The following is a 20,834-nucleotide window of genomic DNA, read 5'->3' as shown; positions in this document are numbered from 1 at the left end:
ACAAAAAAATTACAGATCGGTTACAAACGTCCTCGTAACAAATCTGTAATCTGTTTGTCATTCTGTTTCAGCTGTAATCGGGCGTAAATCATGGGCCCGGACCATCCCCCAAGGCGCCACATCGACTTCAACTTCGAACGTTTTCGCACCTTCGATCACAGCTTTCTCGTCCTCGGCGACACGGTATGAACTCATGTCGGTGATGAAGACTTGGCGATCGTAATATTCAGCCCGCGTCCCACCAAAGAACGGTCGGGAGCTGACCCGGTCGATTGTGGCAAAACCAGCGTCATCCGTTTTGAATGAGACGTAGACCGTCCCGGAATCGACATCTTGTCGCCCTTGCAACGAATCAAACTCGAGATAGACGTAATCCCCAAAAAATGGGTCATACGGCTCGTACGACGTCGCTTTGAACGTATACGACTGGCCGAACCAAGACACCGCATAAACGAGCAAGATAAAACCGATGGCAATCAATACTTGTACGATCGGTACAAGCCAAGGAGTGATTCGTTTCATGTCCGAGCATCCCCTCTCGTACGGCTACGCCACCACAACGCGAGCGACAACGCGAATACGATCAACGCCCCGATCAAGAAGAAGAGCGAGATGTCGAGCCGATCCCAAACATAAATGAAATAAATCGTCATTTGGACAAGTAAGAAATAGATGAACGCCAAAACGATCGGTTTCCGCTCATGGTCTTGCATGATCAAGTAAGCGAGCGCCACCACTTCAAGCAAGATCGCGAGTAAGATACCTGAATCTTCGAATAGCGAGAACGGGATGACCGCGAGTAGGCTCACCCACAGCAAATCGGGGCGACGATGTGTCAAGTACACAGCCACGAGGACGACGGAAAGCAGCGTGGCCTCGATGACGGACGGCTGACGTTGAGACAACCAACCCTCGGTCGCATTGACCAAGTAACCGATGGACAAGATGGCAGCGACGAACAAGAAGAGATACTGCCACTGAGCCCGCTCCCGGTAGACGAGGAACAGGATATGCAGTGCTGCGAGTGCCCAAAGCGGCCAAAACCGTCCCTCGTAATCGATATACTGACCGATCGTGAGCAACAGTCCGTAAAAGCTGAACCAGGCGAAAATCCGGTCAAGCTCGTTATCACCGTAATGGAACCAAACCCACGTCACGAGCAGGCCGAACAGGATGAGTGTGATCCCGATTCCTTGAAAGCTGTTCGTGACCGCTAAAAAAGCGGCTAGCGCTGCGATGAACGTGAAGATCGGGTGCTTATAGATCAGTTTGTGCAGGACGGCGACAGCAAAGAATAGCCAAAACAGAAGCGGTAGTTGCGAGGAAAGATTATACGTTGTGAAGATGACAATCATCGTGGCGACGAAGAAAACGACGCCGAGGACGCGGAACAACGTCACATACCGAGGGGCTTTCACTTGAAGCCGCTCCGCTGCTACGTACATCCCGAGCATGAAGACAAGGAATATGGATACTTTGACGAGGTCTGGGATCGCTTGCCAGTTGGCGGCGACAAAACTGAATAGACTAAGGGCGAGCAGGATTGATCCGATAATGACAAGAATTGGCGGTTTGTGCTCACGTTTGTCACTAACCGCCAATTTCTTATATTCAAAATCAATCAACCGTTGACCGGTCGTTTCATCTAGCAAACCCGCCTCTTTCCATTCACGAACTTTTTTGTCAATGGACACCTGAATCATCCCTTTCGGTTAAAAGGTCAGCTGGCGCGTTCGATCAATTCCAATTCTTTTTTCAACAAAACTTGTTTCTCAAACTCGAGGCCGAGCTGTTGATATTCCTCCATGATGGAAACGTCCCCGATGACCGTATTCGTTAATACGGCAGTCACTTCTGCGACCCATCCTTCACGAGTTGACTTGACGATATCACCCACAGCGAATTCTAAAGACACACCCATTCACTTCCAATCTTAAATTTGTTTTTATCATTATAACTAAATTATATAGGTTTGAATACGTTTTCTTTTGTACATTTGATGAATTGTGACAAAATTTTTCCAGTCAATCCCCAAATAATGTAGTCTTCATGTTCGTAAAAAGGTTCTCTCATTTTAATTACCCGTTTTTCATACGCTTTAGCGTTCGCCATTCGGTCAAACGGAATATTTTGATCCGGATTCATCGTCCATTCCATCTCGCCGTGAAACGGATCAATTAACAGTAACGTTTCGACAGGAACGGTGAACAGATGATCGACTTCATCCGTTTGACGTACGTCCGGAACTGTCGGAATCATCCCGACGAACGGATAGATGAGTTGACGGTGCGGCGTGGCGAGCGGCTGTAAGCGACCGATGACCTCGATCGTCTCGAGCGGTACCTCGAGTTCTTCACTCGTCTCTCGGACCGCGGCCTCGACAGGTGTCTCCCCTCGCTCGAGCCGACCTCCCGGGAACGAGATCTCTCCAGGTTGGCGGCGCATCGTATGGGCCCGGACTTCAAAGACGACGTGCCAGACGTCATCGATTCGCGTCAACGGGATCAAGACGGAGGCGGTCTGTTCATAATTCTCTTCCATCGAGAAACTTTCTCGTAATTTCGCTTCAGTAACCCATGATTGTTTCATGATTTTCAACCTCGCTCTCTCTGTTTTACAGTTCCACCAGCGTCTCCTCGTTTAAACGTGGCAAATGTCGGAAATATCATTATTAATGATAGGAGATGGTGGAATTGGTTCAACAAGTTGATATATTGATCGTCGGGGCGGGGCCGACAGGACTCACACTCGCTTTGACATTAGCCAGATATGGAATCTCTTTTGAAATCATCGATCGAAAAACGACGCCTTCGAACAACTCACGGGCCATCGGGATTCAGCCGCGAACGATCGAAGTGTTTTCACGCCTTGATGTCGCCAAAGAAGTACTCAGTCGCGCCAGAACTATCGAAAAAGGAAACTTATACTTTTCTGGGCAGTGGACGGCCAAACTCGAGTTCTCACGTCTCGTCACGCCTTACCCGTTCGTCACGCTATTGCGACAAAACGAGACCGAGGCCATCTTAGAACAGGCGTTGAACGACCACGGGCACTACGTTCAACGCGGCGAGTCACTCGTCTCGTTGACCCACTATCCGACACGTGTGCTCGCCCATCTCGAATCCGACTCGAACCGTACGATCGAAGCCAAGTATATCGTTGCGGCCGATGGCGCCAACAGTTCGATTCGCCGTATGCTCGCGCTCCCGTTCAGCGGGAAGTCGTTCAAAGAGTCTTGGGTATTGGCCGATATGAAGGCGAAATGGAACATCTCCCGTGAAGAAGTACACATCTTTTTCTCGGACCGTGGCGTGTTAGAAGTGTTCCCGCTGACGGATGACACGATCCGGATTACCGGTAACCTCGCGAGCGACGAATCATTCAGCGAGGCCGAGTTGCACGAATTGGTCGAACAACGGAGCCACATGCCGGTAGAGATCGACGAGGTCGAATGGTTTTCGCTGTTTAGGGTGCACAATCGCATGGTCGACTCGTTCATCCATAACCGTGTCATCTTAATGGGCGACGCGGCGCATATCAATTCGCCCGTCGGCGGCCAAGGGATGAATACGGGCATCGCCGACTCGTTCAACCTCGGCTGGAAGCTTTGGCTTCATCTGAAAGCAGGGGCGCCGTTCAGTGTCGTCGACACGTACCGGGACGAGCGTGAACACGTCGCCAGAAACGTCTTGCAGACGACGAACGTCGCGACCGAAGTGCTCCAAACGACGCTCCCGATCTTATTGCCGTTTCAAGCAGTCGGAGCGGACGTGTTCACCCGCGTCAATTTGATTAATGAAAAGATCACCGAACGGATCGCCCAGCTCCACTTGTCTTACCCTGGACACTCACGTGTACCGTTCATCCGGGTCGCCGAAGGAAAGATCTTTCCCGAGATCGAGATGATCCGATCCGATGATGGCCTTCGTCAAAAGATCTCTGAAGTCGCCGATGGCCGCTTCCAAGTGCTCGTCCTCGATGACGGCAAACGTGACCCAAGTGAGTTATATGAGTACTTGAACGCTCATCAATCATTCTTCCAAATCATCACGTTGTCTAAAACAAGCCGTCCTTTCTTTGACCAAGGCAACGAACTAGCGAAATCCTTGTTCATGCGTCGGGGCGTCCTCGTCATTCGACCGGACGGATACCTGCTGCATAAACAGCGTCATATGCGACCTGAACCGCTACGTGACAAACTGTCGGTCTGGTTACCGTCTTAAGTCAAAAGCTCCACTCGTGAGAGTGGAGCTTTTGTCAGGATGGTGCATTGTAATAAAGTGTCCCCGGTTTCGATAGGGTCAAGTCATAAAACGCCTCGAACGCTTCCACGTCCTCTAATTTCCGAAAATCGACTTTGTCCGTCTGTTCGTTCGGAATCGCAACGATGATGCCATCGACCGTCGATTTGATCATGCCCGTCTGTCCGTTATGGATTCGAATGTAGAGCACGTGCTCACTTTGCAGTAATTTTACGGCTTCACGCCGTGATTGTATCGTCGTTTTCACAGTCATCCCTCTCTTCTTTTCGAGTATACGGTCCGCCGCTGTTGCTTTCAACCGTTTCCCCCTTTAAAATTGTGTAAAGAAGGGGTTGAATGTGTTGGAAACTATATTGATTATCGCGCTTGGCGCGCTGTTCGTCATCCTCGTGACAATCCGGACGATTCGTAACTTGCAATGGGTCCGCTTTGGTGAGGCGTTTGGGAAACAAGGTGAGGAGTTACTCGAGGATTACACCTACTTGACGGAAAAAGGCGTCACGTGCCGAATCGAACAGGGCTTGCCGACCGGGCGCTTGTTTAAACCGCTCGCCAAAAACCTTGATGACCGGGTCGCTTTGTTCGTGCACCGAAATGATGAAAAAAAAGCAAAAGAGCTACTAAAGTAAAAAAGGTGCCGCGGCACCTTTTTACTTATTTTACTTATGTAACTGGCGCTCTGAACAATAATAAGCGATTTGCTTGATTGTCGCCTCTGATAGGAGCTCGAGTTTCGTCTTGGCGATGACTTTGTCGATCGCTTCGAACGAGTCTTCACAGTTCGCTTTAACACGTTCGACTTTAAGACGTGACGCTTCTGGAAAAATTAAAAATGACGTGACCGGTACGGCCTTGCCGCATTCTTTTTTTAATAGGCTCCGAACTTGTTTCGTCATCTGCTCGAGTCCTTCGACTGGATGCGGATAGATGTTTTTCCACCCGAGTGAGGTTTCTAACCGACACTCTCGGTTCGTCACATGGACGGCCGTCGTCGTCCGATTGATTTGGACTAAAAAGACGCCTTTCGGTCCGACGAGCACGTAGTCGAGCACGTTGTCACCGATTTCGACCCGTTCAATCATCATCCAATCGAAGCGACACGTGTGCCGAATGATTTCTACGATCTCATCCGTATACGATTTCGGCGGCAAGATGACCTCTTCTTTCGTTCGGAACAATCCTTTCGTCTGTCGTTTCACCGGCTCTTTCTTGACGGCCGTCAACACTTGTAACATCTATTCCACCTCCTCTCGTTATTCGCTAGGTCCGACTTGTTTTCCGAAGACGGCCTTTTCTAAGTTTGAAATCCGACGCAACATATCGTAGTTCGAGGCGACAGGTTGGGCCGGTTTCACCGGCTCGGTCGGTTCGCTTGAACCGCGGCGCAACGATTCGTTTTCTTGTCGCAAACGTTCGATCTCTTTCGCCATCTTCTCATAGTCCCGGATGACGACGTCTAAAAATTGGTCGACTTCTTCTTGCGAGTAGCCGCGGAGGGCCGTCTTGAATTCTTGTTTATAGATTGCTTCGGCTGTTAATTCGGTTTGCATAGTCTTCACTCCCACTGTTGTTCCCACTGTTTTTCTTCCTCGATCACACGCAGGTCGTCTTGTGTGATCATGAATAGTTCCATCTGGTGTTTTCGTTTAGCCCCTTCAACGAGGAAACGGGGGCTTCCTCCCGTCTCTTCGTCATACAACGTAATTAATCCTGCTGCCTTGTCTAAAAAGACCGCTGTTTTTGCGCGCAGCTGACTCGGGTCTTCATAAGGACGTTGCGTGAGCGGTTCAAAAAAATCGGCTTCGAGCCGCAACTGGCTGAATAACTCTTGTTCATACGGCTTATACCGTTCTTCCATCTCTAAAAATGGCGGAAACACCGCGATTTTAATCGGGTGTGTTTCTCTTAACTCTAACAATACTTGTCCTGCCCACAATTCACAACCGTTCGTTCCACTGAAGATGAACCATTCGGCCCCGAGTTCGATTGCTTCTGTGATCTTTCGGCGGTACGCTTCTTGGATGATCTCGATGCCGGGATGGTCGGCTTTGAAGATCCCAAGCTCATGGGGCCGATACCCGGTAATCGCAACAACTTTCATAACCTCTTCCTTTCTAACCGAGCTAGACGATGGTTGAGCGCGTGTTGCTGTTTTTGGACGGTCTGTTTCAAGACCGTCTTTTGCTGTTCCACGATCGCAATCGCCTGCTCGGTATATCGAATGGCTGACACGACATCTTTTTGCTGATGTTCTGCATACTTGGCTAGCTCGACCAACGCCTCGGTCGTCCCGACTTCTTTGAAAAGAGGAAGCGCTTCGACGATGCGGCCGGTCCGCTTTAACAGCAGCGCTTGACGCATTTTCGCCCGTTTTGTCGGTTGCTCGATCCGTTCATACTGTTTGAGTGCCTCGTCCGTACTCCCTAGATCGTTCAACCAATGGGCCCGCTCTTCTCCAAACGTCGGCTCGTCTGCTTCGACGAGGTGACAGAGCCGCTTATAAAGCGACACGAGGCTCAAGCAATCGGCGTGATGGTGCTCGATGACCGGTTGTAAAATATCAGGGTCCCGCTCTTTGACGTATTGAAAGTAATGCATCGGGGCGAGAAAACCTGGCAGATCGTCCGTTCGGGCATGTCCAAAATGGGCCTCGACCGCTTTTAACGAGACCGACTCGAGTGTCGGCTTCAACAGACGCCTTGACGCATGCAACAGATCGACATGACCGACGGCGGGCAACGCCTTCACTTTCGTCCGGACGAACGTATGACGCGTCTTGATTTGCGGCCAATCGAACGATTTTCCATTGTACGTCACGAACCGGACCTCGTCGCCGATGTCATTGAGAAAGTGATAGTAGAACGCGGTCTCAAACGCCGGGTGCGGCAATACGTACTGAATCATCTCGAGATGGTCTGGCTTGAAGCGGGCGAACCCGATCAAAAAGATGGATGTCCCGGCACCACGGAGCCCGGTCGTCTCCGTATCCATGAACAACACTTGGTCATACGGCACGTCGACCGTGAAGAACGGATGGTCTGCCGTCCCGAGGGCACGTTTCGCCGCGTCGAACGTAAAGTCGTGATACGTTGCTTCAAGCGGGTAAATCTCTTTCAAGCGCACGCACCACTCGCTTTCAAACGTCAGGATCTCGCCACCTCGCGCAATCCACTTGGCTTGCTCCGCGTCATCTGGTGTGACCGTCGCTTGTTTCGGTTCATTTGTTTTGATGAGTCGTGATAGCTTCGCTTTCATATCGTTCCTTTCAATGCGGTCAACTGATTGACAACTTGGTCTTTAAAGTCACCGTAGCCGATCATCCCGACGCAACGTGGGCATCCGCTCACACACGGACAATCCTCGACCGTGCGGATTGCTGCGTCTAAAATTTCAGCGGCGTCTCGGAAGAGCGCTTCACTCAAGCCGATACCGCCCGGATAGCGGTCGTACAAGTAGACGGTCGGTTTATTCGTATGGGTCGCTTTCATTTGAATCGTCGTGAACAAGTCGAGCGTGTCGCACATCAAGTAGAGCGGGGCGAGCCGGCGCAACAAGTCGCTGACGGCCTCGAGCTGATCTTCCATATCGGCTTCCGAGTAAGCGAACCGGTCATCGAGCGTGAACCAAGTCGACGTCGTATGCAGCTCCCGTTCCGGCAAGTGGATCGGACCAGATCCGATATTCTCATGCGTCCCGAACTTGATCTTCTTGAACAGCGTCGCCATCGCGATGACCGACACTTCACCGAACGTCTTGGCACCGCTCGTCTTATTTTCTTCTAGCACCTTTAACTCCACGGCCAAGTTCGCGTCTGTGTAGTAATCGACATCGACGCGCCGCACGTACGCTTTCTTCTCTTCAAAATCGAGTTTCTCGACTTGATATTGCTCGGCCCCATGCAAATAGATCGCCTCGTCGTGAAGCAGCGTCATCGCACTGAACGTGTCCATCTCGCCGATGACTTGATGTTTCGCCGTCTGGTCGACGATGACGACGTTCTCTTGATCGCTCGTCCGCAGCGAGATGTCGTGGGCCGGGAAGGCGTCCGTCATCCAATAGTATTTATTAGCGCGCTCATGCAAGATTTGCGCGTCCGTCAAGAAATCAAGGATATCCTCGGTCTCGACCGTACCGAAGCGTTCCCCTTTTTGGAACGGGAGTTCGAAGGCGGCGCACTTCATATGATCGACTAAAATGATCAAGTTGTTCGGGTCAAGACGGGCCGCCTCAGGAGATCGCTCTAAAATCAGGTCTGGTTGCTCGACGACGAGTTGGTCGAGTGATGACGACGAGGCGACGAAGATGACGAGTGATTCCGACTGGCGACGGCCGGCTCTTCCTGCTTGCTGCCAGAGCGAGGCGACGGTGCCGGGATATCCGTTCAATACGCACGCTTCGAGTTGACCGATGTCAACACCGAGTTCGAGCGCGTTCGTCGAAACGACGGCTTTGATTTCACCGTTCCGGAGCCTGCGCTCAATCTCACGCCGTTCTGACGGAAGATAACCGCCCCGATAACCGACGATCGACTTCGGTCCGAGTTCACGTCTCGTCAATTCTTGCAAATACGTCAATAGCACCTCGACACGGACCCGTGACCGAGCGAAGACGATCGTTTGAATATCGGCCTCGACAAGTTTTGACGCGATCCGCTTCGTTTCGAGCGTGGCGCTCCGACGAATCCCGAGCGCTTCATTGACGACCGGAGGGTTATAGAAAATGAGGTGTTTCCTCCCTTGCGGGGCTCCATTATTGTTGACGAGCGTCACTTCTTCCTCGGTCAACAGCTCGGCCAGCTCGACCGGGTTCGCGATCGTCGCGGACGTCATGATCCATTTCGGATAACTTCCATAGTAGGCACAGATTCGTTTGAGCCGCCGAAAGACGTTGGCGACATGGCTCCCGAATACGCCGCGATACGTATGCAGTTCATCGACAACGATATATTCGAGGTTTTCAAACAACCGGATCCATTTCGTGTGATGCGGCAAGATCCCTGAGTGAAGCATATCCGGGTTCGTGATGACGATGTTGCCGGCGTCCCGCACTTTCGTCCGCGCTGCCGGCGACGTGTCCCCATCATACGTGAAGCATCGGAGGTCGCCTTCGAGCGCCTCGACCATCTCCATCAAATCGCTGTTCTGGTCTTGCGCGAGCGCTTTCGTCGGATACAGATAGAGGGCTCGTGCCGTCGGTTTCTCAATCATTCTAGACAGCACGGGCAAGTTATAGCAGAGCGTTTTACCAGAAGCTGTCGGCGTCACGATGACAGTCGAGTTCCCACGTGACGTCTGTTCGACCGCTTCGGCCTGATGCGTGTACAATTGCTCGATGCCGCGACTGTTTAACACCCGGACAAGATCGTCTGGGACGCTCGACGGGATCGCCGCGTATCTTGCAGGTTGTGCCTCGACCGTATGCCAGTGTGTGACATTGGCGGAAAAACTCGGGTCGGTCTTTAATGTCTTAATCATCTCTTCGACGGAACGTTTTTTCCGCATAGTGCTCACCAACTTATTTCATGATTTTGAAGGTGCAAGTCGCTCCACGATCGTCTTCACTTGACTGATTCGTTCGTCACGCAAGAGACGATGAACCGCAGGCAAGTGTAGCACCTCCATCGCTTTGAACGCCTCGGCGACATGCTCATTTTCTTCTTCAAGCCGCTCCATCGCATCCTTGTATAACAGGTGCGTCGAACGGCCGAACAAGACGATGGTATGTAACTTCGTGCATTTCGAATGGACTGCTTGCAAATGTTTCGTGTAACGTTGCACCGCTTTATGATAATCCTCGTGCGTCGTCAGCGCTTGGCGCTTACCGCGAAGAAGTTCTGGATAAAAAGATTCATCGCCGAGAAACATCGTCTCGACGCCGATCCGTTTCAAATAAGGATGGCCGATCGCCTCTGCCACGGCCGAATCATCGATCAATCGTCCGAACGGGATCGATTCTTCTAACAGAATGCGTCCCATCTTCAATCCATTGACGCCGTGAAGGGGTAGGCCAAGATCATCGTCTTGCAGTCGATCGATTACAAACAACACTTTCATCTTTCGCTTAAGAGAGAGTTGAACCATATGTCACCATCCTATTCGCTTTCTTTTCATTATAACAAACCACACAGAAAAACAGGGCGTTGATGTCGCCCTGTTTGAAGTAAGTCAATTTATTCGCGATTGTCATTTTCACGGTCTTGGTTTGATTCAGACGTGTCTGAGTTGGACTGTGATTCGAGCTCGGTCGAAGATTCTTCTTCCGGAGGGGTCTCTTCCGTCGCCGGCTCTTCAGTCGTCTCTCCTTCACCGCCTTCATTGTTCCCATTGCCATTTCCGTTTTCGCTGTTGCCGTTATTGTTGTCAGTCTCATTCGGTGGCGTTTCTTCAGCCGGCTCTTCTTCTGGAGGCGTCTCTTCCGTTGCCGGTTCTTCCTCTTCTTCAGCCGGTTCTTGACTGCGTTCGACCGTGTATTGCGTTTGGGCCGGACTCGACTGTTGCTCCCCTACGAGTTGGTTCGAAGCGGTCGCGACGATGGTGAACGTCGTCGTCCCGTTCCGGAGACCCGAAATAGCGATGCTCGTGTCTTCCGTCGTTCCGACGACACGTTCACTGCCGTCCGGACGTTTCTCCGTCACGGTGAACGAGAGACCTTGATAACCGTCCGCTTCGACCGCTTGACGATTATATGACCACGTCAACGTCCCGCTGTCGGACGGAATGTCATAATTGATCGACGCGCCGGTCGGTGCCGGAAGATTTTTTGGTTCTAAGTCTTTTGGTTTCGTCCCTTTGACGTATAGTTCATTGCCGAGCGATAGCACCGAATCTGGTTGCTGGAAGCGATCCGGACTTCCCGTCGCCTTCGTCACTTCTTGCATCATATAGTCGAAGTAGTACTGGGCGTGGTCCTCAGCAAGCGCATCCTTATCAGCTCCGGGTGCTTTCCCGGTCCAAACCGAGATCGAGTAGTCGGTCGTATAACCCGTGAACCACTTATCGTTTGGATTTTTATCTTTATCGTTCGTCGTCCCGGTCTTCCCGGCGACGTCGTATTGGAAGGGATCAGGCGCATACGTACCAGTTGGTGTGTTGACCACGTCACGGAGCATATCGGTCAACATATACGCGGTATAGTCTTCCATCGCCTGCTTCGCTTTGATCGGCGAGTTGATCGTCGATCCGTCGTTGAACTCAATCTTTTGAATCAAGTGCGGCTTCGTGTACATCCCGTTCGCACCGAGCGCCGCATAAGCGGCCGCCATTTGCGTCGTGCTCGCCTCGGCTGTACCGAGAGTGTTCGAAAGCAACAACTCGTCACCCGAGCGGGCCGGCTCGATGCCGACGTTCTCGACGAACGACTCGATCGCCTCTGGACCGAACTCGTCCTGTACTTCCTGGAAAGCGCGGACGGCCGGCGTGTTCCCGGAAATCGTCAAGTAGTAACGCATCGTGTTGGCGCCGCGATACCCCGTGTAATAGTTCTTCGGATTGAATTCGCCTTCATCAAACGGCGCATCCATCAAGATTTTTCCAGTCGACCATTGGGCTTTCTCGATCCCTGGACCGTAATCGAAGAACGGCTTCGCCGTCGACCCGATTTGGCGTTTCTCCCGCGAATAGTCGCGGTAGTTCTTGTCGCCTTGTTCCGCCTGTTGGCTGTCGATGACAGCGACGATTTCACCCGTCTTCGTGTTCAACACGGTCGCTCCCATGCGGAGATCTTTCGGGAACTCACCGTTTGGAATGTTCACGTTATCTGTCTTAATATCTTTATTGAATTTCGCGTGCAGCTCTTTATTGATCGACGTATATACTTTCAAACCCGTCCCGTAAATATCAGACTGCTCTAAGCCGTAGTCTTCTTCGAGCTCCGCTTGCACACGAGCGTAAATCGAACGGGTATACGATTCTTCTTCTGTCTGCGCACCCGGCGAGATGACGTCGGCAATCTCGACGTCGAGCGCCTCGTTATACTGTTGTTCTGTGATGTGACCGTCCCGCTTCATCGCTGAGAGCACTTGCTCTTGACGGTAACGCGTGAGTTCTTGGTCGCCAGCGATCGGATCATAAGCGCTCGGTCGTTGCGGGAGCCCCGCTAAGATAGCCGCTTCTTGATAGTTCACTTCTGACACCGGCTTATTGAAGTACGTCTTCGAGGCCGCTTGCACACCCCACGCCCCTGAACCGTAGTAGTTCTTGTTCAAGTACATCTCAAGAATCTGTTCTTTCGTGTACTCGCGCTCAAGTTTCACGGCGAGCCACTGCTCTTGCAATTTACGTTTTAATTTCTTGTCGGTCGACAAGAACGACTGTTTGACGAGCTGTTGCGTGATCGTCGAACCACCTTCAGACCCGAAACCGTCGGTCACGTTCGCGAGCACGGCACCGCCGATGCGGCGCACGTCGATTCCGTTATGCTCATAGAAGCGACGGTCCTCGATCGAGATGACCGCTTGCTGCATCACTTCTGAAATATCGTCGATGGACACGTACTCACGGATCTGACCGCTTTCTTCAAGCGGTTCGCCTTCAGCCGACAACAGCTGAATCGGGTACGTATCGACTAATTTCTCCTCATCGAGCGGCGGTGCGGTCGCAATCGCGTAGGCTGTGTAAGCTCCTCCGACGACCACTCCGACGATCAACAACAATCCTATAATAAGTAGGATGCGTCTCCACATCGGTTTCTTTGTTTGTTGTTTTGGTTTTTTCGTTTGTTGCTTTGGCTTTTTCGTCGTATCTTGTCGACGTGCCATCCGACTTCGTTCCATTCACGCTTCACTCCTTCTATTCAATCGAGCCACGCTTCAATCGCCGTCAAATAATCGATGGCTGGAAGGGCTCGTGTTGGAACTTCGATTGCCTCTTGTTCAATGTATGCGAGTGGGATCGACTTCCGTCCCGTCTCCCGCTGTTCCCACCAGTGTAATAATTGCTCCGTTGATAACACATATTGCGTATTATAGCGGCTAAACCGGATGATGACAAAACAAATCCCTCCGTGACGCTCACACTCGCGCATGTGATTGATTTGATGATCATGAAAGTTTCCGAGCGGGAACGACGTTTTATTGTTCGTCTCTTTCGCTTCAAAATCAATGTATTTCCCGCGATAGACCCCGTTGTAGTCGGTCGTCGAGGCTTGCTTAAAATACGCCTCGGTCACTTTGGCCGCGCTCCGTTTCGGGTAATCGACTTTGACGATTTGAAGCGGGGTCGGTTTTTTATGGATGACCGCTTTTCCGTGGAGTCGATAAAACTCGTTCGTATCGTTCAGAAGCGTCTCTAAATTCATGCCTCGATTCGCATACGTTGGCGGACTGGACTTTGCCGGCATCTCGGCCGCTCTCGGTTTCTTCCCGTTTGGATAATGGAACAATGTCGTCACCCCTAATTACTAGTTTAACAGGTTGATCCACTCGTTCCTTCCGTCTGAAGTCTGATTGTCGAGTTATGTCGCTCGACTCCTCCGTGGATTTTCCGCAATCCATATCGTACCAAACTCCCGTATGTTAAACTAGTGTGTAGTACATTGTGTATTCAAATTGACACGACCTTGTTACGGTGTCACTGAATACTTTTCTACAATAAGTCCTCTACTTATTAACCGAAATGTGAACAGGCTAAACGCTGATTGACGAGACTTTAAAAAAGTAAGCGATCGAGAGCGTTTCGCGAGGACTGGAAATAAACTAGGCGGCTTGGAATCCACATCCCTAAGCCCTGTTGGAGGAGTAAGATGGAGACACAAAAGAAGTATGTCATGTTCGTCGATGAGACAGGTACACCAAAAGGCAACACCCAGTTCAACTTGACCGGGGTATTGATGGAATACAAGTATGCGATTGACGCTGATGAGGCTGGAATGCCGTGCGAATTGAAGCGACGCTTACAAGCGTTCAAACGAGATGTCTTCAAAACGGAAAATATCCCACTGCATTTAAAAGAAATTTTAAAGGCCGAGCATCCATATGGAAAAGACGATGGGATCACAATCGATATGCTCCGTGATTTTTGGAACAAACTCCCAGACTTCTTGCGCGATATCAATTGCACGATCGTCAGTGTCGAGGTCGATAAACAGAAGCTTCACGATTTCTACTCGACGCCGAAAGACCCTTATGTCGTCGCTTTCGCCCATTTAATGAAATCGTTTTATGCATTTTTGGAAGAGACGGAAGCTGTCAGCGCCCGTGTCGTCCTCGAGTCGCGCGACGATTATCAGAACCTGCTCATTCAAAAAGCATTTTTCGATATCTTCAACTCCGGGACGGTCCATCTCGACGTCGAGAAGAGCCGACAAAAAATCAAAGGGTTCATCTTCTCAGAGAAACAAAGCACGATCTATCAATCTGGTCTTGAAATCGCTGACCTCGTCTGCCTGCCGCTCTCGCGCGTGCGCCGCGGCGTGATCGAAGTGAAACCACGGTTCGTCCATTATGGGGATGAAAACCGAATCTTCAAAGCCATCAAGGACAAGATTTACATTCGTAAAGACAGTCCAGACCAAGATTTCCGCAACTGGGGCTTCAAAAAAGTCCCAATCACGAAAAAACGTCGCGAATGGAGCGACCATCCCTGGAACCATTAAAAATCGCCTCGTAGCCATCTACGAGGCGATTTTTATGTTGCTCAATCTTGCGGACGAAGCCCCGGTAATGTCTCACGCAGTCTTTTGAGCGCAATCAGTCCAGCCATGAACGGGAGCAGTGCCACAATCCCGATTGCCCAATCAATTGACAGCACGTCGGTCAATAAACCAGCCAACAACGCCCCAAACGCATAGCCACTGTCTCGCCAAAACCGATAGACGCCCATCGCTGACGCTCGCCAGCTCGGCTCGGCCACGTCACTGATTGAAGCTTGGAGCGTCGGATAAACCATCGCCGTCCCGATGCCAAGCAAAACGGCGGCAAACATCCAGAGCGAATAGTCGTTGACGAGCAGGATCAGCCAAAGCGATCCCGCCTGGACCCACATCCCTCCGACAATCAACCCTTTTCGTCCGATGCGGTCACTCAACCCACCTGTGAACAGTTGGACCAACCCCCATGCGGCCGGATAGATGGCGACTAGTAGACCAATCTCCGATAGATTCAGCCCTTTATAGGCGAAGTAGATCGGGAACAACCCCCACGCCATGCCGTCCTTTAGATTCGTTGAAAGTCCTGCCAGCGTCAGGCTCGAGAGCGAACGGTCTTGCCAAGTCGTCGTCAAGAACACGTCTTTGGCCGAGAGTTTCTGTCCCGTTCCCACACCTGTTGACTGCAAGTGCAACTGTTGTCGCGTATCTTTGACAAAGATTGATAACGTGAACCCGATGACGACGATCAAAATCCCCACGTAAAATGGTTCCGGCCGGTTGCCGTACGTACTGGCGATGAATCCTGAGACCGCGGCCATGGTAGCGACCCCGACATAACCGGCAAATTCGTTCAAGCCGACGGCAAGCCCTCGTTCCATCGGTTTAGCCAAATCAATCTTCATGTTGACTGTCATCGACCACGTCAAACCTTGATTGATCCCTAGTAACACGTTGGCGACGATGATCATCCACCAAGACGTCGCAAAGATGACGAGTAACGGGACGAACAAACCAAGTCCCCAACCAACTAATAAGACTTTCTTGCGACCGAACCGGTCTGCGATCGCCCCGGCAAAATAGTTGACGATTGCTTTTGAGAAACCAAAACTGATAATGAATGACAGCGCCGCGCTTGTCGACACTAATCCAAAATCTTCTTCCCCGATTACAGGCAGGATGGTCCGTTCAAGACCGACCATCGATCCGACGAAGAAGTTCGTCACGACGAGCATGATAAAGTTCATCCGATTTTCATGTATGCCGATTCGTGTTTGAGTCATTAAACGTGCCCCCCTTGCCTTTCAGTCGATCTGTAGAATTGAACGATTGTATCGTTTCGATGTTGACTAGATCGAGTATAGCAAAAAATACCCCCATACGTATAAAAAGCGTCTTCCCGATTCAAAAATCAGGAAGACGCTTGCGTCATCATTATCCAGTCGCTTGCTGCGACTTCATCCGCTTCTTGCCTTCGCGGCACATATGCAAGAGCGGACACGTCTCGCAGCCGGGCCGTTGTGCCTTGCAGTGATACCGTCCGAAAAAGATAAACTGGTGGTGGAGCTGTGACCAGTCTTCACGGGGAAACTTCTTCATGAGCGTGTCTTCGACTTGACGGACGTTGTCTTTCCAACGGCAGATGCCGAGCCGTTTGGACACACGCTCGACGTGGGTATCGACCGCGAACGCCGGTTCATGAAAGGCGACCGACAAGACGACGTTCGCCGTCTTGCGACCGACTCCAGGCAGCGCCTCGAGTGATTCCCGGTCGTCCGGGACGATGCCTCCGTGCAGATCAAGAATTCGCATCGACAGCGCTTTGACGTTTTTGGCCTTGTTTCGAAACAGACCGATTCGTTTAATGAGCGACTCGATTTCCGCTACGTCAGCCGCAGCCATCGCCTCGACCGTCGGGAACGCCTCGAACAGTCCAGGCGTCACTTGGTTGACGAGCGCGTCCGTCGCCTGCGCGGACAGCGCCACGGCGACGACGAGTTCGAACGGGTTGCGGTGGGTCAGCTCACAATGGGCGTCCGGGAACATTTGCCGCATCGTCTCCGAGATTTCGTTCAATTGAGCTCTCGTCAACATCACTTTTTCCTCCGTTGATACTCGACCAAGTCTTCGAGTGACTCGACTTTATGGTCTTGCCAAACGCTCAAGATTTTATCCATGTACTTGAAGTTGCGGACGTTACGCAGTTTCGCCTCGCGGAGCGCGGCCAAAATGAGTTCTTCACTGAAACCGTCTTCGGTCAACCAGCCGACGATTTGCTCGATCTCAAACGGCGTGATCGTCCCGAACTCCCGCTCGAACGTATGGATGAGGTTCTCGTTTAGCGACTGCGTATTTTTTTCAGGGGCGCCGTCTTCTTCGAGTGCTTGGAAAAGAGGGAGCAGACTGTATCGCTCCACTTCCGCCGACGCATCGATGGCGACGAGCTCTTTTTGCAGCAGCCCGAGCAGAACAGAGCGTGCCTCGCTCTCGGGAACGTTCATCCGGTCGCCGAGCTCGCTCGGAAGCGGCATCTCGATGCCTTCTCCCGTCAACTCCAACAAGTGGACGACGAGACAAAACTCGACCGGGTTGAGATTGAGACGACGTGCATCGGTGAACAGCTTCCTCGGAACGACGACCGGACTTTGTTCAAACAGCTTGATCAGATTATGTGCATCCATGTCGCACATCCTTTCTAGACAAATCAATCGGGGAAGACAATTAGTCATCCCCGATTGGCGATTATGGGTGAATTCGGTTCAATAGACGTGGGAACGGAATCGCTTCACGGATGTGTTCGATTCCGCTGATCCAAGCGACGGTCCGTTCAAGACCGAGCCCGAAGCCCGAGTGTGGGACCGAGCCGTACTTACGCAACTCAAGATACCAGTCATATGCATCAGTCTCATCAAGTCCTTCTTTGGCGATCTCTTCTTTCAAGCGGGCATAGTCGTCTTCACGCTGCGAGCCGCCGATGATCTCGCCGTAACCTTCAGGTGCGATCAAATCGGCACAAAGGACGAGTTCAGGGTTCTCTGGGTCGACTTTCATGTAGAACGGCTTGATTTCTTTCGGCCAATGGGTGATGAACACCGGCAAATCATGCGCGTTGGCGATCGCCGTCTCATGCGGCGCCCCAAAGTCATCCCCGTACTCGATGTCATCGAAGCCTTCTTCTTTCAAGAACGTGATCGCGTCCGTATAACGAATACGTGGGAACGGCGCTTGAACTTTTTCAAGCTTCTCCAAGTCGCGTCCGAGCAACTCAAGCTCGTTCCGGCAATGGTCAAGCGCTGACTTCGCGATGTATGATACATAACGCTCTTGCAGATCAAGACTCATATCATGGTCGAAGAATGCCATCTCCGGCTCGATCATCCAAAACTCGATCAAGTGACGACGTGTCTTCGATTTTTCAGCGCGGAACGTCGGACCGAACGAGAACACTTTGCCGAGCGCCATCGCTGCGGCTTCCATATATAACTGACCTGTTTGCGACAAGTAGGCCGGCTGACCGAAGTAGTCCGTCTCGAACAACTCGGTCGTCCCTTCCGGCGCGCTCGACGTGATGATCGGCGGATCGATCTTGACGAATCCTTCTTGGTTATAGAACTCGTATGTGGCCCGGATCAATTCGTTCCGGACTTTCATGATCGCGTGCTGGCGACGCGACCGGAGCCAGAGGTGACGGTTGTCCATCAAGAACTCCGTCCCGTGTTCTTTCGGTGTGATCGGATAGTCGATCGATTCCGAGATGATTTCCATCGCTGTCACTTCGAGTTCGAAGCCGAGCGGCGTCCGGCCGCCGTCCGATTTGACGTTCCCCGTCACCCAGACTGACGTCTCTTGCGTCACGCCTTTTGCGAGGGCGAACAGTTCTTCCGCGACTTCTGCTTTGACGACGACGGCTTGGGCGAACCCGCTCCCGTCCCGGAGTTGAAGGAAGGCGATTTTACCACTCGAACGTTTGTTGGCGATCCAGGCACCGACCCGGACCGATTGTCCTTCATAATCTTTAAATTGGCTAATTGAAATAGTTGTCATGTTCATATCCATCCTTTCGCTTATCGAGCGCTACTCTTGATAAAGTTTTCCACTCGATCGAGCGCTTCTAGTACTCGCTTCAATTCTGTTGCATAAGACAAGCGGACGTAATCGTCCTGCCCAAAGCCCGATCCCGGCACGAGCGCGACGAATGCTTCACCGAGCACTGCTTCGCACCATGCGTCGACCGAGTCGTAGCCGCTCATCGACGCGGCTTGTTTGGCGTTGGCGTATAAGTAGAATGCCCCTTGCGGTTTTAGGCACGTGATGCCTGGTATGTTGATCAATCGCTCATAGACGATTTCAAGGCGCTCTTCAAATGAGACCCGCATCATCTCGACGTCATCTTGCGAGCCGTTGTACGCCTCGACGGCCGCCGCTTGGGCGATCGACGTCGGATTCGACGTCGAGTGCGATGCGAGGTTCGTCATCGCTTCGATGATCGTCTTGTCTCCGATCGCGTACCCGATGCGCCACCCGGTCATCGCATGTGACTTCGAGACCCCGTTGATGATGATCGTCCGCTCACGCATGTCAGGAAGCGTGGCGATCGAGACGAACTTGCTATCGCCATAGATGAGCTTCTCATAGATCTCATCACTGACGACGAGCAGGTCGTGGCGCTTGACGACTTCGGCGAGTGCGACCAACTCTGACTCCGTATAGATCATACCGGTCGGGTTGGACGGGCTGTTCAAGATGACCGCTTTCGTCCGGTCTGTGATGGCGGTTTCAAGTGACTCTGGCGTCAGCTTGAACGTCGTCGCCTCGGTCGTCTCCACATAGACCGGGACACCGTCGGCAAGTTTCACTTGTTCCGGATAACTCACCCAATACGGGACCGGGATGATGACTTCATCACCTTCGTCGAGAATCGCTTGGAACAAGGCGTATAACGCATGTTTCGCCCCTGAGGCGACCATGACCTCGTTACGCTCGAACGTGAGGTCGCTGTCGCGTTTCGTCTTCTCGATGATGGCATCTTTTAAAGCGACCGTTCCGCCTGAAGGCGTATACTTCGTATCGCCGTCACGTGCAGCCTTGCATGCGGCCTCAATAATTCGTTCAGGCGTATTGAAGTCCGGCTCACCGGCCCCGAGCCCGATCACGTCTTGTCCCGAGGCTTTCAGCGCTTTCGCTTTCGCCGTGATCGCGAGCGTCGTCGAAGGTGTTAACTGTTTTACACGTCTTGCCAATAGATGTTCCATCGATATCCTCCTCTAATCTCGTTCAGTTCGAATCCGCCAGTTGGACCCGTCTTACAAAGTCTCCGGTTTGAAGCGTGTAATAGGAATACGTATACGTCGCCCCTGATTTCGTCACGACTTCGATGAGCGCACGCTCATCGAACCCGTACTTACAACTGACGAGCGTACCACCGGTCTCCTCGAGCGAATCGGCACAGACTTGATCTAAGTCGACCGACGCGATCTCACGTGTCTCGATCGGTTGCTTGCTGTCGACCGGCACGAACAGGACACGGTCCGTCTCCTCGAAGACGACGTACGGTTCCGTCCCGTTAAAGAGCTCAGCCCGTTCGATCCGGACCGTCGGCTGTTCGGCCTCAAGACGATTGCGCGCTTCCGCGATCATGTTTTGTTTTGTCCGTTCCGTATGACCGACCGTGAACCAATAAATCCCACTAAACACGATGACGACACCGATGAGTGCCGTCATAAGAGCAACCACTACTTTTTTCTTCCGCGTCATTCTGTCCGATAGATGGTGAACACCATCTCTTCTTTCTTCGGATCATTCACTTTTTTCTCTAATGCAAGACCGAACATCAAATCTTGGCTCTTCAGTGTACGATTCAATAGGTCGACGATTTTGTACACGTCTGCCGTCGGCTCGATCCGAACGGTCGCGAGCGTCTCAATATTCGAATTCATGTTTACTCCTCCTTCAAAACACTATACCCATCATTATAAAGCGATAATTTCACGC

General features: G+C 51.8%; 23 protein-coding genes. 3 read left to right on the top strand and 20 right to left on the bottom strand.

Annotation, left to right across the window (positions count from 1 at the left end; all coding sequences use genetic code 11):
• Positions 1-57: 57 nt before the first annotated feature.
• From EVJ28_RS01730 to EVJ28_RS01715, 4 genes are all read right to left on the bottom strand, one after another.
• Positions 58-522, bottom strand: a complete 465-nt coding sequence (locus EVJ28_RS01730; RefSeq protein ID WP_131458595.1) for a GDYXXLXY domain-containing protein — start codon at positions 520-522, stop codon at positions 58-60.
• Positions 519-1,703: a DUF2157 domain-containing protein gene (locus EVJ28_RS01725; protein WP_131458594.1), complete on the bottom strand. Its 1,185-nt coding sequence runs from the start codon at positions 1,701-1,703 to the stop codon at positions 519-521. The genes EVJ28_RS01730 and EVJ28_RS01725 overlap by 4 nt, the downstream gene beginning before the upstream one ends.
• A gap of 17 nt (positions 1,704-1,720) precedes the next feature.
• Positions 1,721-1,897 carry a DUF2187 family protein gene (locus EVJ28_RS01720; protein ID WP_016509936.1) on the bottom strand — a complete coding sequence of 59 codons (177 nt, stop codon included), beginning with the start codon at positions 1,895-1,897 and terminating at the stop codon, positions 1,721-1,723.
• A 65-nt stretch (positions 1,898-1,962) separates the two neighbouring features.
• Entirely contained in the window at positions 1,963-2,589 is a 627-nt protein-coding gene (locus tag EVJ28_RS01715; RefSeq protein ID WP_131487865.1) for an NUDIX hydrolase, read from the bottom strand.
• Positions 2,590-2,684: 95 nt separating this feature from the next.
• Here EVJ28_RS01715 and EVJ28_RS01710 point away from each other — a divergent pair, with 95 nt between their 5' ends.
• Positions 2,685-4,223 (top strand): FAD-dependent monooxygenase, encoded by a 1,539-nt coding sequence (locus EVJ28_RS01710; RefSeq protein ID WP_131468026.1) that lies wholly within the window; start codon positions 2,685-2,687, stop codon positions 4,221-4,223.
• A 34-nt stretch (positions 4,224-4,257) separates the two neighbouring features.
• Here EVJ28_RS01710 and EVJ28_RS01705 read toward each other — a convergent pair whose 3' ends face one another.
• Complete coding sequence (locus EVJ28_RS01705; RefSeq protein WP_236633386.1) at positions 4,258-4,509, bottom strand: hypothetical protein; 252 nt, start codon at positions 4,507-4,509, stop codon at positions 4,258-4,260.
• Positions 4,510-4,603: 94 nt separating this feature from the next.
• On the opposite strand from EVJ28_RS01705, the gene EVJ28_RS01700 reads away from it, so the two are divergent.
• Positions 4,604-4,891 (top strand): hypothetical protein, encoded by a 288-nt coding sequence (locus EVJ28_RS01700; RefSeq protein WP_236634006.1) that lies wholly within the window; start codon positions 4,604-4,606, stop codon positions 4,889-4,891.
• A gap of 30 nt (positions 4,892-4,921) precedes the next feature.
• Here EVJ28_RS01700 and EVJ28_RS01695 read toward each other — a convergent pair whose 3' ends face one another.
• The 8 genes from EVJ28_RS01695 to recU form a co-directional block, all read right to left on the bottom strand.
• Positions 4,922-5,497, bottom strand: a complete 576-nt coding sequence (locus tag EVJ28_RS01695) for a nuclease-related domain-containing protein (protein WP_070327404.1) — start codon at positions 5,495-5,497, stop codon at positions 4,922-4,924.
• A gap of 18 nt (positions 5,498-5,515) precedes the next feature.
• The gene (gene gpsB / locus EVJ28_RS01690; protein WP_051121542.1) at positions 5,516-5,812 is read right to left on the bottom strand and encodes a cell division regulator GpsB; all 297 of its coding nucleotides are present in this window, start codon (positions 5,810-5,812) and stop codon (positions 5,516-5,518) included.
• Positions 5,813-5,817: 5 nt separating this feature from the next.
• A complete protein-coding gene (locus EVJ28_RS01685) occupies positions 5,818-6,363 on the bottom strand; it encodes an SLOG family protein (protein WP_131487863.1) in 546 nt (181 codons plus the stop codon).
• Entirely contained in the window at positions 6,360-7,517 is a 1,158-nt protein-coding gene (locus EVJ28_RS01680) for a ribonuclease H-like domain-containing protein (protein WP_131443307.1), read from the bottom strand. The genes EVJ28_RS01685 and EVJ28_RS01680 overlap by 4 nt, the downstream gene beginning before the upstream one ends.
• The gene (locus tag EVJ28_RS01675; RefSeq protein WP_070327406.1) at positions 7,514-9,763 is read right to left on the bottom strand and encodes a DEAD/DEAH box helicase; all 2,250 of its coding nucleotides are present in this window, start codon (positions 9,761-9,763) and stop codon (positions 7,514-7,516) included. The genes EVJ28_RS01680 and EVJ28_RS01675 overlap by 4 nt, the downstream gene beginning before the upstream one ends.
• 18 nt (positions 9,764-9,781) lie before the next feature.
• Positions 9,782-10,342, bottom strand: coding sequence for a hypothetical protein (locus tag EVJ28_RS01670; RefSeq protein ID WP_236634005.1), 561 nt, complete (start codon positions 10,340-10,342; stop codon positions 9,782-9,784).
• A gap of 89 nt (positions 10,343-10,431) precedes the next feature.
• Positions 10,432-13,032: a transglycosylase domain-containing protein gene (locus EVJ28_RS01665; protein WP_131487861.1), complete on the bottom strand. Its 2,601-nt coding sequence runs from the start codon at positions 13,030-13,032 to the stop codon at positions 10,432-10,434.
• A gap of 20 nt (positions 13,033-13,052) precedes the next feature.
• On the bottom strand, positions 13,053-13,649 hold the full coding sequence (gene recU, locus EVJ28_RS01660) for a Holliday junction resolvase RecU (protein ID WP_083273961.1): 597 nt from the start codon (positions 13,647-13,649) through the stop codon (positions 13,053-13,055).
• A gap of 351 nt (positions 13,650-14,000) precedes the next feature.
• On the opposite strand from recU, the gene EVJ28_RS01655 reads away from it, so the two are divergent.
• The gene (locus tag EVJ28_RS01655; protein ID WP_083273962.1) at positions 14,001-14,852 is read left to right on the top strand and encodes a DUF3800 domain-containing protein; all 852 of its coding nucleotides are present in this window, start codon (positions 14,001-14,003) and stop codon (positions 14,850-14,852) included.
• A 41-nt stretch (positions 14,853-14,893) separates the two neighbouring features.
• On the opposite strand, the gene EVJ28_RS01650 is transcribed toward EVJ28_RS01655, so the two are convergent.
• The 7 genes from EVJ28_RS01650 to EVJ28_RS01620 form a co-directional block, all read right to left on the bottom strand.
• A complete protein-coding gene (locus EVJ28_RS01650; RefSeq protein WP_131469600.1) occupies positions 14,894-16,126 on the bottom strand; it encodes an MFS transporter in 1,233 nt (410 codons plus the stop codon).
• 151 nt (positions 16,127-16,277) lie between these two features.
• Positions 16,278-16,937: an endonuclease III gene (gene nth / locus EVJ28_RS01645; protein WP_131456097.1), complete on the bottom strand. Its 660-nt coding sequence runs from the start codon at positions 16,935-16,937 to the stop codon at positions 16,278-16,280.
• Complete coding sequence (locus EVJ28_RS01640) at positions 16,937-17,524, bottom strand: DnaD domain-containing protein (protein WP_070327409.1); 588 nt, start codon at positions 17,522-17,524, stop codon at positions 16,937-16,939. Before EVJ28_RS01640 ends, nth begins: the two co-directional genes overlap by 1 nt.
• A gap of 61 nt (positions 17,525-17,585) precedes the next feature.
• The gene (gene asnS / locus EVJ28_RS01635; RefSeq protein WP_131456099.1) at positions 17,586-18,887 is read right to left on the bottom strand and encodes an asparagine--tRNA ligase; all 1,302 of its coding nucleotides are present in this window, start codon (positions 18,885-18,887) and stop codon (positions 17,586-17,588) included.
• Between the two features lie 20 nt (positions 18,888-18,907).
• A complete protein-coding gene (locus tag EVJ28_RS01630; RefSeq protein WP_131467745.1) occupies positions 18,908-20,095 on the bottom strand; it encodes a pyridoxal phosphate-dependent aminotransferase in 1,188 nt (395 codons plus the stop codon).
• A 22-nt stretch (positions 20,096-20,117) separates the two neighbouring features.
• Entirely contained in the window at positions 20,118-20,597 is a 480-nt protein-coding gene (locus EVJ28_RS01625; RefSeq protein ID WP_131487859.1) for a hypothetical protein, read from the bottom strand.
• Complete coding sequence (locus tag EVJ28_RS01620) at positions 20,594-20,779, bottom strand: YpmA family protein (protein WP_016509977.1); 186 nt, start codon at positions 20,777-20,779, stop codon at positions 20,594-20,596. Before EVJ28_RS01620 ends, EVJ28_RS01625 begins: the two co-directional genes overlap by 4 nt.
• Positions 20,780-20,834: the final 55 nt, after the last annotated feature.

Source organism: Exiguobacterium sp. SH3S3, assembly GCF_004337115.1.
Lineage (GTDB): Bacteria > Bacillota > Bacilli > Exiguobacteriales > Exiguobacteriaceae > Exiguobacterium > Exiguobacterium aurantiacum_A.
Note: the sequence above shows the minus strand (reverse complement) of the source record. Positions and strands in the feature narration are given on the sequence as shown.

Bases quoted from the DNA above. Each gene is read 5' to 3' on its own strand.
- gpsB (WP_051121542.1), bottom strand. From the start codon at position 5,812: ATGCAAACCGAATTAACAGCCGAAGCAATCTATAAACAAGAATTCAAG.
- EVJ28_RS01710 (WP_131468026.1), top strand. From the start codon at position 2,685: ATGGTGGAATTGGTTCAACAAGTTGATATATTGATCGTCGGGGCGGGG.
- EVJ28_RS01620 (WP_016509977.1), bottom strand. From the start codon at position 20,779: ATGAATTCGAATATTGAGACGCTCGCGACCGTTCGGATCGAGCCGACG.
- EVJ28_RS01725 (WP_131458594.1), bottom strand. From the start codon at position 1,703: ATGATTCAGGTGTCCATTGACAAAAAAGTTCGTGAATGGAAAGAGGCG.
- EVJ28_RS01625 (WP_131487859.1), bottom strand. From the start codon at position 20,597: ATGACGCGGAAGAAAAAAGTAGTGGTTGCTCTTATGACGGCACTCATC.
- EVJ28_RS01650 (WP_131469600.1), bottom strand. From the start codon at position 16,126: ATGACTCAAACACGAATCGGCATACATGAAAATCGGATGAACTTTATC.
- EVJ28_RS01630 (WP_131467745.1), bottom strand. From the start codon at position 20,095: ATGGAACATCTATTGGCAAGACGTGTAAAACAGTTAACACCTTCGACG.
- asnS (WP_131456099.1), bottom strand. From the start codon at position 18,887: ATGACAACTATTTCAATTAGCCAATTTAAAGATTATGAAGGACAATCG.
- EVJ28_RS01665 (WP_131487861.1), bottom strand. From the start codon at position 13,032: ATGGAACGAAGTCGGATGGCACGTCGACAAGATACGACGAAAAAGCCA.
- EVJ28_RS01730 (WP_131458595.1), bottom strand. From the start codon at position 522: ATGAAACGAATCACTCCTTGGCTTGTACCGATCGTACAAGTATTGATT.
- EVJ28_RS01640 (WP_070327409.1), bottom strand. From the start codon at position 17,524: ATGGATGCACATAATCTGATCAAGCTGTTTGAACAAAGTCCGGTCGTC.
- EVJ28_RS01695 (WP_070327404.1), bottom strand. From the start codon at position 5,497: ATGTTACAAGTGTTGACGGCCGTCAAGAAAGAGCCGGTGAAACGACAG.
- EVJ28_RS01685 (WP_131487863.1), bottom strand. From the start codon at position 6,363: ATGAAAGTTGTTGCGATTACCGGGTATCGGCCCCATGAGCTTGGGATC.
- EVJ28_RS01675 (WP_070327406.1), bottom strand. From the start codon at position 9,763: ATGCGGAAAAAACGTTCCGTCGAAGAGATGATTAAGACATTAAAGACC.
- EVJ28_RS01655 (WP_083273962.1), top strand. From the start codon at position 14,001: ATGGAGACACAAAAGAAGTATGTCATGTTCGTCGATGAGACAGGTACA.
- EVJ28_RS01680 (WP_131443307.1), bottom strand. From the start codon at position 7,517: ATGAAAGCGAAGCTATCACGACTCATCAAAACAAATGAACCGAAACAA.
- EVJ28_RS01670 (WP_236634005.1), bottom strand. From the start codon at position 10,342: ATGGTTCAACTCTCTCTTAAGCGAAAGATGAAAGTGTTGTTTGTAATC.
- nth (WP_131456097.1), bottom strand. From the start codon at position 16,937: ATGTTGACGAGAGCTCAATTGAACGAAATCTCGGAGACGATGCGGCAA.
- EVJ28_RS01715 (WP_131487865.1), bottom strand. From the start codon at position 2,589: ATGAAACAATCATGGGTTACTGAAGCGAAATTACGAGAAAGTTTCTCG.